Here is a 12600-nt window from a genome sequence, read left to right on the forward strand (position 1 = left end):
TCAGTTTTCATTCTAGACGGTGGCGACGAGAAACGTCGCCCGATTGTTTCCTCTGAAAATCTGTGGCATCCGCCGGAGGCTTTAACTTCATTCAGACAGGGTTTGCCCCCTACTGCATGGAATACCAATACGCATTCACCTCACCACTTACAGAAGCGGGAGATTTCTGCTGAATGAAGTTAAAATAAAACAACCTACTATCTAAATAAATGATAGAAGGTTACTAACGTTATATAATGAACCCATCTCTGCGTCCCTCTTCAGAGCGCATTCCAGAATGATCTAGATAAGTTCATTAAAAAAGAGCGAAGATACCAATTTGTTTTAATTAAATGAAATGGAAATTGAGAAGAAATAAGGTAAAAATACAACAAACTTTGAATCCAACTGTACGATGCATTAAATTTAGACGAAGTCGAGAAAATCTGCACGCGAATCGCTATAATGAAAGATGGTAAAGTGGTTAAGATCGGCACAATGGCTGAGCTTAGATCCTTCTATCGGTCAACACTTATAGTGAAATTGAAGCACTCTCCAATCCCCAAAGCAGAAGAGTTGACACTAACCCAATGGTTGCATACAGCAGGAACAAATTTAGATATGCAAGAGCCATTTGTAACCATAACACTTGAAAATGAGAAAAAAATTGCCGAAGTTATACGGGCATTTAATCAATATAAAATAGACGTTTACCGTGTCGAGGTGGACGAACCTTCACTTGAAGAAATATTTTTAGATGAATAATAGTAGTGCTAATACAAACAAGGTGGTGATTTCCATTGAATGCTCCTCAGCAGCGTTTATCAAAGAACGCAATCAAAGTTTGGCTCGTCAGTGACACGATTGGGAATACCATCGGTCTCATTATCCTAAGTGTTTTATTTTACCTTGATTTTTATTTTTCTTGGAAAGAGTGGATTGGATGGATATTGATAGGAATTACAGCTTTAGCTATAATCGGTGGAATTTGGTCATTCATTCATCCCTTTTTACTTTATAAAAATTGGCGTTACGATGTAAATGAAGAGTTTTTACAATTAAAATTTGGCGCAATCAATGAAACTCATGAACTCGTTCCGATGACAAAAATCCAATCGGTCGCAACCGAGCAAGGGCCGCTTCTTCGAAAGTATGGACTCTGCTCCGTATCAGTTGAAACTATGGGTTCTTCTCACGCCATACCTGCCCTTCCAAAAGAGGTGGCTATTGAGTTGAGGAACCAAATTGCTCAATACGCGAAAATTAAGGAAGTGGAGCAATGACAAGGATCAAACGTTATTCTCCACTTGTAATGCTTTTTGATCTAGGTAAATTAGTCAGAAATTCCTTTTTCTTTGTGATTTACTTATACGTGATAAAGGCGGGATCTGCATCGCTTTTCATAAAATATGGCCGAATGGTTTTCTTACTCGCAGTTGGATGGACTTTTGTATCAATCATCTATAAATGGTTCACTCACAAATACGAACTTGATCATCAATCTTTTCATCTTTATAAAGGACTTTTCAGCAAATCTGAACAAACTATTCCTTTTTCTAGAATTCAGAACGTCAATCGCCATACATCGGTTTTTCATCGTATGTTTAAAATGACCTCTATTCATTTCGAAACTGGGGTACAAGATGAGGGTGCGACGATAAAATTCGATGTGATCTCACAAACAGAAGCCGAACGGATGGAGGCATACGTGAAAAATGTCGGTCGGAGTAAATCCGCGGGTTTGAGGCATGAAGTTAATGACAAGGGACTTAAAGTTGAGCACCAGTATTGTACAACCGAAAATCCAGGGGTTGTAATTCCGCAGGAGGATCCGAATCGAACCATTCATTTCGAGTCAACGAAGAAGGATATCTTAAAAGCATCCTTCACATCTTTAAGTTTTTTTGTTCTTATACCTTTAATTGGCTCATTTTATTATAAAATCAATGAAATTTTTCATTTGGAGGATACTACAGGGGGGTTATTTAAACAGCTGATAAGCTCGTGGTGGGTGACGACCATCCTTGTTATCATACTCATTATTGCTTCCGCAGGCTTCGGAATTGTTAGAACGCACTTAAAGTATGGGAACTATAAAATATCTTCAGATTCAAGTCACATATATATTACTAGGGGGATTATCGATGAAACAGCCTTCACCATTTCAAAAGAAAAAGTGCAGGCAATTGAAATTAACCAGTCAATGATGAAAAGGTTATTGGGGCTTGCCGAAGTGAAGTTAAGAAGTGCAGGTAAGCTAAACTTTGGAGAAGAGACGCTCGAAACGAGTACACTATATCCTTTTCTGCCGGTTAATAAAGCGTTTGAAATGGTTTCAGACATTCTGCCCTCATATACGATTACTCAGGAAATGATTCGTCTTCCGAAAATGTCCCTTTGGGTACGCATACTGTCCCCAAGCTGGTTCTGGTTGATTGCTACAATTGTTTTATATTACTTTAAGCCAGTAATTTGGGGCGTGGAGCAGGTTTGGATGATTCTGTCAGCTGCTCTTTTGGTTTGTATTCTACTATCAAGATTGTTAGATTTTTTCCATACCAGTTACGTCATGAATGGGCATCTTATTCAATTTAAAACAGGGGCACTCACTACCTCTTTATTCGTTTCTAAACGAGAAAAAGTGATTGAGGTTAAGATGACCCGAAACATTGTTCAAAAATGGCTTGGCCTCGCATCAATTGAAACTATCAATAGAGGAAAGCCAGTGCATCATTCAAGCATAGACGATGTCCCCGTTGAACTGGCGAATTCATTTTTCCAGTGGTATGCGAACCGTAAAAATGACATTAGAGTTGAATAAAGTTAAGGGCCTGTTTTGATGTGAAGTCATAACAGGCCCCAATTTGAAAAAGAAGAATACTAGGGATCGGCACAAAATGGGGAACAAAAAAACGGCTGTAAAGGGAGATTTTTACGAGATATTCATACTCCGCATCATTCAAAAAATTGCTGCTGTTTTTCTAATTCTTTTCTTCGCCGAATTATTTTATAGATAGGAAACACTAACAGGAAAGCAACCATGATACTCAACGACCAATGCCTGCCTGCTTTTGAATGCTTGAATCTTTTATGGCAAGAACTCTCTAGTTAGTCTGAATATAATTACCACCATGAAATTCCTCCATATTGCCGGGATAAAATTCAACATCAGTTAAAGAGCGTCATTTCGGACTTATTGTCATTTGAATATTTGCACTGTTGTTAGTGAGTTCAACCATAACATCTTCTGTATTCATAGCCTCTATTTTATTTTCTTTTACACTCGTCACCAACTGATTTACATCGTACGACACTTCTAGAGAAGCGAACAACATTTCCAAGGTTGCAATACACTCTTTTTCAATATTAGTAAATTTAGCGCTCGGTTGATCGATCAATATATAAATATATGTGAGGGGATCATTTGCATCTGTTGAATCATCTTTATAATCTATCTTGATTAAGTGATCCTTCGTTTCATATCCCATTTCTGTTTCGTTTAATACGGCATCATTACTTTGTGTTTGCATATTTTTTTCGAATTGCTCAATCGTTAATGAAAATGTTTTCATATTTTCAATGGCTGCAATTTCTTCTGGTGTAGGCTCACTGTCATCTGAATCTGAGTCAGGCCCCCCTGTTAGCCCATATGGAGAACATGCTGTTAAAAATAACATGCCCATACAAATATAAAGAATAACTTTATTCAACAATCTCTCCTCCATTCAACTCGTATACTCGATCACATAAATAATCAATCTGTCTATCATCGTGACTCGTTAAAAGAATAGTAGCCCCTTTATTTTTATAATCTACAATCAGATCTTGAATCTCTGTAATCGAGTCTTTATCTAACCCATTAAAAGGTTCATCCAAAACTAAAATGTGTGGATGTTCCATAATGGCTTGAGCAATTCTAAGACGTTGCTTCATTCCTAAAGAATATTCTTTTACCTTTTTATCTTTTGCATCCTTTAAACCCACTTTCTCAAGAGCGAGTAAAACATCGTCCTTTGATATCATCTTTTGTATATCGGCTAAAGCAAGTAGGTTATCCATCCCTGTTAAGTAGTTAATAAAAGAGGGTTGTTCAATAATAATCCCCGCGTTCTTAATATACTTTTCACTAAAGATAATTTGCTTATCATGTACCCATATCTCTCCAGCATCAATTTTAGTAAACCCGCATATTGCTTTTAATAGCATGGTCTTACCTGAGCCATTATGTCCTACAAATCCAACACAGATTCCTTTTTTAATAGATATAGAGATATTTTTTAAGATGACATGGTCTTTTATTTTTTTATTTATATTTTTAATTTCAATCATGTTATAACTCCCTATTCAATTTCATATTTCACGTTCTTAAGAAATAAGTGAGACAGAAAAATAAGAACAGACCCAGTTATTATTCCACCTACAAAATAAGTATCATTACCAATAAATACAATACTTACCGTTTTCCAATTTAAATCTACAATAAATAAAAATAGAATGGATATAAAAATAACTAAAAGAGCAATTGTTTCATTACATTTTAAATATATGTAGAACATTAACGATGAAAGTCCGATAGTGATAAGGAGGCTCGAAATGGCTAAAAAGACACTTCGTCTTATGAAATGCCACATATCTTGAAAAACTAAAACATCATTAAGATAAATAAAAAGGAAAATAGAAGCCACATACATCACAACAAATAAGATAACATTTTGCACATAGGGACCTCTCAATATTTTTAAAGCTTCATGTTTGGTATTTATTCTTGAATATATCAATTGATGGTAATTCTTTTTAAGTAATAAATAATAGAAAGAGCCCCAGAAGATCGCCAAAATATAAAATGTAAATGGACTTATAAAATGAAATACACTATTGCCTTCCATATATTCGAGTTTTGCAAAATCAGTATTCACGAAAATCCGATCAAATACAGCCTCTTTTGCCAACACGACATTATAATCATTCATATAGGTGATGATGTTTTTATATCCCTGCTTAAAGTTAATAAACCCTAGTAAAAGAGCAGATGAAATGATTATAATAGATAATCTGATTTTATTTTTTATTACCATATATCGAACTCCTTACTCCTCAATATTTTTAACTGTTTTATTTACACCTGCTACAAGTAATATGAATGAAATTATAAGTAAAATAACTAATGGCTTAAACGTCTCACCAGTTGAATAGAGTGTATTAAAGGCTGTGAAACTTGTGAAAATATCAAACCACGCACTTTCTGTGTACACGCCTAGTTTTCCATACAGGAAATAAATAAACAGGATCAATAAAATCACTTTATACTCGCGATCTGTCAGTAAGATTAATGCACAAGACAACAAACTAAATACAATCGCTAAACTAAGATAAATAGTGCACACCATAAAAACAAAAAATAAATAAGGGTGATTCATATAAAAATTTTCAGGAAGAATAGATGCGAAGCCACCTATATCATCAATACTTCGATAGACAAACAGTCCCCCTATGGAATAAAAAATTAAAAAGGAGACAACAACAATCATCGCTGATAATAATACATATTGCATCACATCTTTATAAATTGCTTTTCTAAATGACGGGTAACGATGTCTCCCAAGCATATATAGACTTCTTTTTTCAGCAAAAAACCCTAAGGTTGGTAGCATAAATAGCACTGGAATAAAATTAATTAAATAAAACATCGAAGAGTCTATGAATGTTTCCCATGTCGAAATCTGTTCTAAAAAATTATGTCTGATTTCTTCTTTCGTTCCTACTAAGTCAGGTGCATTATAATCCATTGTCATAATTTCTAAAAAGTTACTGGCAAATAACCAAGAGCCTGTCAATCCGCCAATCAAAAAAAATAGAGCCAGCAACATATATCTACTTCTTATTTTAAATTTACTCGATAACATTTCTTTCTCCGTCCCTTTTAGTAGTACCTGAATCTATAAAAAATATGAACGTATTCCAAAAGTCCTTAAGTCTTTGAAAAAATAAAAATGCATCTTTGCGAAAAATGGTAAAATGGAAGCGGCAAAACTACCAAAAGTACCAATTTGCGAGATACACTTTCACGGTTGAGCAGTTAGAGCTTCTTCCTTGCCATTACCATAACTCACTCGGATTTGGCAGGGAACTGAATGATTATATTACTGTATCGCAAACATTCCATTGGATGTCCCTTACCTTCAATCCTGCTGTCGATTATTCTTCCCCAGATGTTCTCTGGTTACAATAGTTACAGATTGAGCCGATGTATAAAATCTGACTGTTTAACCAGCCAAAAATCATTTATGCCCAAGAAGAAAATCAGTTTAGGTGTACATTCAACTTTTGAGATTGGTTAAAAGTCCGCTTATCTAAAAAAAGAAATATCATCCAAATAGAAAGCAAATCTATCTGGATGATATTTAAATTCATCATCCTCCGCTAGAAGACCAAGAACCTTTGATTGTAACTTTTCCTCCGCCAGTGTTATTTGTTTTTCTGAGCCCCAATTTATACTTATAGTTAACCTTAGCATTTTTGGTTGCAAATGTTGCTCTTTTTCCTCTTTGAACGTTAGTTCCTCCCCTATATGCACCCTCGGAATTTTTCATCGTTGCCGTAATCCAAGCAGTTCCAGTATCATTCTTCAGATTAACCACAGCCTTAGTATTAGACTTTCTTAGCGAATATGGGGTAAACTTTTCAGCACCTGAATAGGTAACCTGAAAATTCGTGAAAGTCTTCACTTCCTGAGCATACGTCTCTTCACCTGTGTAACCCAGCATACCAAGAGATAAAACGCCTACTAGCAACAGTTTTCCTTTCTTCAATGTTCTCAACTCTGATTACTCCTTCCAAATTTTTATTGATTACTATCGAAAAAAATCATTCAACCTCCTAATACTCCATAGAGTTCTATAGAAAATGTAAACTCCGCAATAAAAGGTGGTTATAGAGGGGATCTTTTGAGACTAACCTTATTTCAATCTTCACATACCTTTCATTGAATTTCACCGTGAATCAATTTGCGAATTACCGCAATCCACTTGCAGTAATGAAAATTACGAATTTAATGATACACGGAAGCTTTAGGCGTGATAACCCACTTGATAGCAGTCAGTGATTCATAATCAGCGTAAATATTTAACAGTAAACCAATGGATTTTTATCTAGATTTTTATACAGCGCAATATACCTTACGGATAACCGCAATGAGCATTGCGGCAAAATATGAGGTAGCTAGATTAAAATATAACTAAGAGGAGGTATTGGTCTAATAGGAGGGGGTCAAATTGAGTGATGTTACAGATAGAATATTACACTCAATAAAACGGATTGTAGATAAAGAAATTCAACAAGAACATTTAAAAGAAACAATCAAAACATATGTGGATGTCCAAGCGGAAAAAGGCTTTCCATTTGGTGAGCTTACTATTTTACATTATCAAATGCTCAAAGGGAAAGAGTTAGACAAAGTAATCTCCGTTGCTGCTGCAATTGAACTATTGGTACTGTCTTTTGATATTCTGGATGATCTAGAAGATAGTGATGATCACTTGAAGTTATGGATGAAGGAGCAAAACTTAGCATTAAATGCATCCACCGCAATGATTTTCTTATGTTTAGATGTGATTAGAAAATCAGGTTTGCAGAATAAAGAAGAAGCTGTTTCCATCCTTTTGGATTATTCACTTACTGCTATTAACGGGCAGCATATGGATCTTCTTGGTCGTTGCTGGACAGAACAGGACTATATAGAAATGACGTTTAAAAAATCAGGATCTTTGGTTTCACTTTCTTGTTTGGTCGGAGCCGTGCTAGCCCGTAAAAATTATCCGACAGTGATAAGGCAATACTCAAAGTTAATAGGCTTGATCGGCCAAGTGAATAACGATGTCTCCGATTTGCAGACTTGGGAAAGTAAAAACGATTTATTAAACAGAAAAATTTCGCTCCCAATCATTTATCTATTGAATTTTAAAGGAAAAGAAGCGGATATAATTCGAGATTACTATAAGGGCATTGTTGAAACTGACAAACTTCTTCACAGTCGGGATCAAATGAGCGAGCTAATCATTGATAGCGGTGCCCTCCTTTATACTGAAGTGATGAAAAACATTTATCAACAAAAGGCGAAGGAAAGACTGAAAAAGCTGGATGTCGATAGCAAATATATTCACAAACTTTCAGATTATATACTTTAAAGAAAAGGGGAAACTTAAAATGCTGGAAATGGTACAATATTTATTAAACAGTCCGGATGTTTTAGTCAAAGTGAAAGAAGGCACTGCAAGCTTGATTGGTGTTAATGAAGATCAACTCAAAGCGATCATGGATGCTTTCTCTGGAGAAAACATTTCTCCCAAAATTCGTTATTGGAAATAAAATTTTATGCTGGAATAATCCGGTTCCTCCCTAGGTGATAAGAATGAAATGGTTCCAGAAATCTCATATAATCTTCTCAGTGATGGTTTTCTTAATGATTGGGCTGATCTCGTATTTTGGCTTATTAATCATTCAATATCCTTTAATAGGCATAGATGTTGAGCAAAGGAACGGAAATTGGGTCGTAGAGCAAGTGTATGACAAGGGATGGGCGGCAAGAAATCCGATTGAAAAAGGCGATATTGTTCAATTGATCAATGGCATCGATCCTGACGAGCATAAAACAGTGGCTAGGTTTCACTACCTGGAGAAAGCCAAGTCTATTACAATCATCGATCAGCAAGCCTATACGAATACATATGCTGTTTCATATACTAGTGAAGATATTCAGCTCATCATCTATTTATTGCTGCCAATTCTATTTTGCCTTTCAACTTTTTTACTGGGCCTATATTTTTATTACGGAAAAAAAGAAGAGAAAAATTCAGTCATGATCCTAATAGCTTTTCTATTTTCATTGGGGTTATGTTATTTAAGCGCCCCTGCATCTGCAAGAGCGGACTTGATCGGCAGGATTACAGTAACGATGACTTTTCCCGGTTCATTGATCTTATTGATTCACTTTTTGAAAAACTACTTCCAACAATATCATCTCTACTTTGTTAAAGGCAGCAGCATAAAAAGATTATATATTGCTTATTTTCTACTCCTTATAGCGTTATCGAGCAATTTCTTATTTGGGAAAATTCATTCGTTTATGAGAATGGTTGAACTAGGTTTTTTCATTTTTCTAGTTTGTTTTTTGATTTTTCTTTTGACGAGGCTGAATATTAGGCATAAAAATTCAGAGGGCAAAGTTATTATCCAAATACTGTCGACTGCATTCGTCATCGGATTTAGTCCCTTTGTAATCTTATATGCAGTCCCTCATATTTTTTGGGGGAGAGCTTTGCTTTCTGCTGAAATAACATCCATGTTTTTATTAATCATTCCATTGGCTTTCGTTTATTTACAAATAGCGGAAAAGCTGTTTGATATTGAGTTTTTGCTTGGCAGGCTCCAATATTATGCGCTCTTATCTTTTTCTTTTACTATTTTTTCAACCATCATTTTAGCTTTAACTTTCAAGATCAGATTTATTTCTAGCTCTGCTTTCCTTTTTTCTCTCTTTGTCTTTATAGGATCCATTTTATTTTTATACATTAAAGAATTTATAGATTATAGAATGAGACATCATTTATTTTCACGAAAGAATCATGTGGAATCAAATCTTTATACATTTTTTCAAAAAACTAAACACGAGACAAAAGTAGAGCGCTTTATCGAAAAGCTAATGATTGAAGTGAAAGAAGTACTAAGAGTAAGAGAAGTTCATTATTTGAAAGTCGAGGAAAGTAAAGATTTAGACACGTGGACAGTACAGAACAAAAGGACATTCTCCTCCACCAGTTTTATTAATGAAATAGAACAAGTAGATTGGAAAAATTGCCATCCAGGTTTACTGATCGAAGTTCGAACTGGATTCTGTGTTGTTATTGGCGAAAATCACCAGATGAAAGAAGTTATTTTTTGTGGTTTAAAAAAGCATAAGACAACCTTAAATATTCAAGAGAAAATATGGTTGAAAAATATAGCTTATTTTTCTAGTATTTTGCTCGAGAATTTCCAGCTAATTGAGGGATTGTTCAAAGAAATTGAACATTATCATAAAAAAAAGCAAGTTGAAAATGATTCCTATCCTTCATGGTTATCCCGGTTGTTATTTTCTTTGTCTGAAAAAGAACGGATGAATTTATCAATCGATCTTCACGACACTATTTTACAAGACCAATTCCAGCTCTTAAGAGACATTGAATCTATCGAAATCAAAATAACAGATCCTATACTCAAGAATGAGTTATATCTTATCAAAGAAACAGTTCTAGACAATATTCATCTTATAAGAGAGACATGCAACGAATTAAGACCACCGTTTCTGAATGAATTGGGTCTTATCCAATCGATCCAAAACTTAATCAAGCGGGTCAAATTAAGTTCTAACTTTCTTCTGCATGCGGAATTAGATTCTACGATTCAGAAGATCAAGCCTGAATATGAATTAACCATATATAGAGTCTTTCAAGAACTCTTGAACAATGCAATGAAACATTCGAAAGCTTCTGTAGTGAAAATCTCATTAAAAAACAAAGATGAAGGTTTAATACTTACTTATTTGGACAACGGAATCGGCATTTGTATGTCAGAACTCAATGATTCATTTAAAACGATGGGGATATACGGGATCAAAGAGCGGGTCCGATGCATGGGTGGTGAGATAGAAATTGAATCGGCACCAAACAATGGGTTTAAAGTCCAAATTATATTCAAACAGGGAGTCAATTAAATTGATCAATGTATTAATAGTAGATGATCATCCCGCAGTGGGAGAAGGAACTAGGACCATTATTGAATCAGAACAGGATATGAAAGCCGATGTCTTGTTTGAAAGCGACAAGATTATGGAAGTATTGGAAAAAGGAAAATACGATATATACCTAATTGATCTATACATGCCTAAGATGAACGGGATTGAATTAACCAAAATGATTCTGCAATTTGATCCTGATGCGACTATTCTGATTTACACAGGCTATGATGTAGTATCCCATTTTAATTTGTTGATTGAAGCAGGTGCATCTGGATTTATCAGTAAAACATCCACACGAGAACAGTTAATTACTTCTATTCGGTGCTCTTTAAGAGATGAGGCAGTTATTTCTATCCAATTATTAAAGCAACTAAAAAGAGTAGAATCAGCCCCATCAGTCAACGAAGGAAAACAATACTTAGAAAAAATTAGCTTATCCACCAAAGAACAAAAAATTTTAGATGGTATTTCTAAAGGGCACACAAATAAAGCGATCGCGCTGGAGCTTTCTATGAGTCAGAGGACAGTTGAATATCACTTAACCAAGATTTTTACAAAACTTGGAGTCGGTTCAAGAACAGAAGCACTTTTGAAATCAGAAGAACTTGGATTATTATCTATATTCTCCGTGAAAAATTAGGGACAATGGATATTTGTGTTACATCTTTCAAGCTGGGGCTATTCCAAGTATATTTTATTTAACGCTTGCCCAAGTACTTTACGGAACTTGGTTTATGGTGAAAACTCGTAAAAACTCAGCCTACTACCAGTCCAGTGCTCTCTCTTACTTTAAAAGAGCTTTGCACTACACCACAAATAGTAGCTTGCATAGCTCTTATAAGGTTACCAATTAAGCCCTAATTTTTCAACATCTTTTTCTGAAGGGGTTTGTTTTAGTCCCCACACAGTTTTAAGAACTTTCCTTAACGCAATATCTCCCGCAGGTAATATATTTAATCTTCCCATCCCAAAAAGAAGCGTACATTCAATTTTCCATTTACCAATTCCTCTTACATTTGATAGAATTTGAATGATCTCTTTATCTGTTAATTTCCAAAGATGATCTAAGTTAATTTTTCCTTCTACAATATTTTGTGCAAAATCTATCACATATTCAGCCTTCCTCTGATTAAAAGATATTCTTCTTAATTGATTGTAGGACAGTTTTGCTATTGATTCTGGCGAAGGAAAAATTGGCAAACACTTCCCTTCAAACCTCTACTTCCTCAGCAGTAAGAGTAATTAATCTATTAACAAGCTCCGCTGCAAAAGTTGTATTTATTTGTTGATAAATGATTAATTTTGCAATTGCCTCGAATAAATCTGGCTCCAACACTAGCCTTAAACCATAAAATTGATTAATAAGTGGTTTTAGATAGGGAGAGCCTGATAAAGAATCGTAGCACTTTAATAAATCACACTCAGTTGAAAACATGTGTCGAACAACCTGTAATAGCTTCTCTTGTTGAATTTTTCTAGTGTCGTTAGGAATATGTACCTTTAAAAGTGGATGATCAATATCTCCCTGAAAAGTAACGTATAAAAGTGTTGGTTGGGAATCTATGGTTACAATTCGTTGAAGAGTAAGTTTTTCTCATTAATAAATACATTATTATTCCTTGATGAAATTCTTTTTAATATTTTTTAAAATCAAAAGGTGCTTTTGGAATAATAATTTTAAACAAATGTTTATCCTCCTTAGTTCATACTGAACAGCATTCATTACCTATTTTAAGTCAGTTTTGCCCCTCCAATTGACATACGCTACACAGGTGTGACTGATAAACTAAAGTGGACAGTTCCCGCCAAATAAGATTGAACACTTTATCTGAGGGAATGGGAGTTCAATT

Annotated in this window: 14 protein-coding genes; 7 read left to right on the top strand and 7 right to left on the bottom strand. The window is 34.8% G+C overall.

Annotated features, from left to right (window positions below):
* Positions 1-444 precede the first annotated feature (444 nt).
* The 3 genes from H9631_RS21460 to H9631_RS21470 are packed head-to-tail and all read left to right on the top strand — an operon-like array spanning position 445 to position 2800.
* Positions 445-744 carry an ATP-binding protein DrrA1-3 family domain-containing protein gene (locus H9631_RS21460; protein WP_225221204.1) on the top strand — a complete coding sequence of 100 codons (300 nt, stop codon included), beginning with the start codon at positions 445-447 and terminating at the stop codon, positions 742-744.
* 35 nt (positions 745-779) lie between these two features.
* Positions 780-1262 carry a PH domain-containing protein gene (locus tag H9631_RS21465; protein WP_191816394.1) on the top strand — a complete coding sequence of 161 codons (483 nt, stop codon included), beginning with the start codon at positions 780-782 and terminating at the stop codon, positions 1260-1262.
* Positions 1259-2800 (top strand): PH domain-containing protein, encoded by a 1542-nt coding sequence (locus H9631_RS21470; RefSeq protein WP_191816396.1) that lies wholly within the window; start codon positions 1259-1261, stop codon positions 2798-2800. Before H9631_RS21465 ends, H9631_RS21470 begins: the two co-directional genes overlap by 4 nt.
* 361 nt (positions 2801-3161) lie before the next feature.
* Here the strand turns inward: H9631_RS21470 and H9631_RS21475 are convergent, their stop codons facing one another.
* From H9631_RS21475 to H9631_RS21495, 5 genes are all read right to left on the bottom strand, one after another.
* Positions 3162-3689: a hypothetical protein gene (locus H9631_RS21475; protein ID WP_191816398.1), complete on the bottom strand. Its 528-nt coding sequence runs from the start codon at positions 3687-3689 to the stop codon at positions 3162-3164.
* Positions 3682-4308, bottom strand: coding sequence for an ABC transporter ATP-binding protein (locus H9631_RS21480; protein ID WP_191816400.1), 627 nt, complete (start codon positions 4306-4308; stop codon positions 3682-3684). Before H9631_RS21480 ends, H9631_RS21475 begins: the two co-directional genes overlap by 8 nt.
* Before the next feature lie 11 nt (positions 4309-4319).
* Positions 4320-5054: a hypothetical protein gene (locus tag H9631_RS21485; RefSeq protein ID WP_191816402.1), complete on the bottom strand. Its 735-nt coding sequence runs from the start codon at positions 5052-5054 to the stop codon at positions 4320-4322.
* A gap of 12 nt (positions 5055-5066) precedes the next feature.
* Positions 5067-5882 carry a hypothetical protein gene (locus H9631_RS21490; protein ID WP_191816404.1) on the bottom strand — a complete coding sequence of 272 codons (816 nt, stop codon included), beginning with the start codon at positions 5880-5882 and terminating at the stop codon, positions 5067-5069.
* 507 nt (positions 5883-6389) lie between these two features.
* Positions 6390-6797: a hypothetical protein gene (locus H9631_RS21495; RefSeq protein WP_191816405.1), complete on the bottom strand. Its 408-nt coding sequence runs from the start codon at positions 6795-6797 to the stop codon at positions 6390-6392.
* A 453-nt stretch (positions 6798-7250) separates the two neighbouring features.
* Between H9631_RS21495 and H9631_RS21500 the strand changes: the two genes are divergently transcribed.
* The 4 genes from H9631_RS21500 (at position 7251) to H9631_RS21515 (ending at position 11390) form a co-directional block, all read left to right on the top strand.
* The gene (locus H9631_RS21500; protein WP_191816407.1) at positions 7251-8162 is read left to right on the top strand and encodes a polyprenyl synthetase family protein; all 912 of its coding nucleotides are present in this window, start codon (positions 7251-7253) and stop codon (positions 8160-8162) included.
* A gap of 19 nt (positions 8163-8181) precedes the next feature.
* The gene (gene comX / locus H9631_RS21505; protein WP_191816410.1) at positions 8182-8343 is read left to right on the top strand and encodes a competence pheromone ComX; all 162 of its coding nucleotides are present in this window, start codon (positions 8182-8184) and stop codon (positions 8341-8343) included.
* A 94-nt stretch (positions 8344-8437) separates the two neighbouring features.
* On the top strand, positions 8438-10726 hold the full coding sequence (locus H9631_RS21510) for a sensor histidine kinase (RefSeq protein ID WP_191816412.1): 2289 nt from the start codon (positions 8438-8440) through the stop codon (positions 10724-10726).
* Position 10727: 1 nt separating this feature from the next.
* On the top strand, positions 10728-11390 hold the full coding sequence (locus H9631_RS21515; protein ID WP_191816414.1) for a response regulator transcription factor: 663 nt from the start codon (positions 10728-10730) through the stop codon (positions 11388-11390).
* 203 nt (positions 11391-11593) lie between these two features.
* On the opposite strand, the gene H9631_RS21520 is transcribed toward H9631_RS21515, so the two are convergent.
* Together H9631_RS21520 and H9631_RS22945 are read right to left on the bottom strand one after the other, a co-directional pair.
* Complete coding sequence (locus H9631_RS21520) at positions 11594-11950, bottom strand: DNA-3-methyladenine glycosylase family protein (RefSeq protein WP_191816416.1); 357 nt, start codon at positions 11948-11950, stop codon at positions 11594-11596.
* Between the two features lie 10 nt (positions 11951-11960).
* Positions 11961-12323, bottom strand: a complete 363-nt coding sequence (locus tag H9631_RS22945) for a DNA glycosylase (RefSeq protein ID WP_404801764.1) — start codon at positions 12321-12323, stop codon at positions 11961-11963.
* Positions 12324-12600 lie beyond the last annotated feature (277 nt).

This window comes from Bacillus norwichensis (assembly GCF_014836955.1).
Lineage (GTDB): Bacteria > Bacillota > Bacilli > Bacillales > Bacillaceae_C > Siminovitchia > Siminovitchia norwichensis.

What these genes read in the sequence shown, in the direction of transcription:
- H9631_RS21485 (WP_191816402.1), bottom strand. Translation starts at nt 5,054, where the DNA reads ATGGTAATAAAAAATAAAATCAGATTATCTATTATAATCATTTCATCT.
- H9631_RS21510 (WP_191816412.1), top strand. Translation starts at nt 8,438, where the DNA reads ATGATTGGGCTGATCTCGTATTTTGGCTTATTAATCATTCAATATCCT.
- H9631_RS21460 (WP_225221204.1), top strand. Translation starts at nt 445, where the DNA reads ATGAAAGATGGTAAAGTGGTTAAGATCGGCACAATGGCTGAGCTTAGA.
- comX (WP_191816410.1), top strand. Translation starts at nt 8,182, where the DNA reads ATGCTGGAAATGGTACAATATTTATTAAACAGTCCGGATGTTTTAGTC.
- H9631_RS21480 (WP_191816400.1), bottom strand. Translation starts at nt 4,308, where the DNA reads ATGATTGAAATTAAAAATATAAATAAAAAAATAAAAGACCATGTCATC.
- H9631_RS21490 (WP_191816404.1), bottom strand. Translation starts at nt 5,882, where the DNA reads ATGTTATCGAGTAAATTTAAAATAAGAAGTAGATATATGTTGCTGGCT.
- H9631_RS21470 (WP_191816396.1), top strand. Translation starts at nt 1,259, where the DNA reads ATGACAAGGATCAAACGTTATTCTCCACTTGTAATGCTTTTTGATCTA.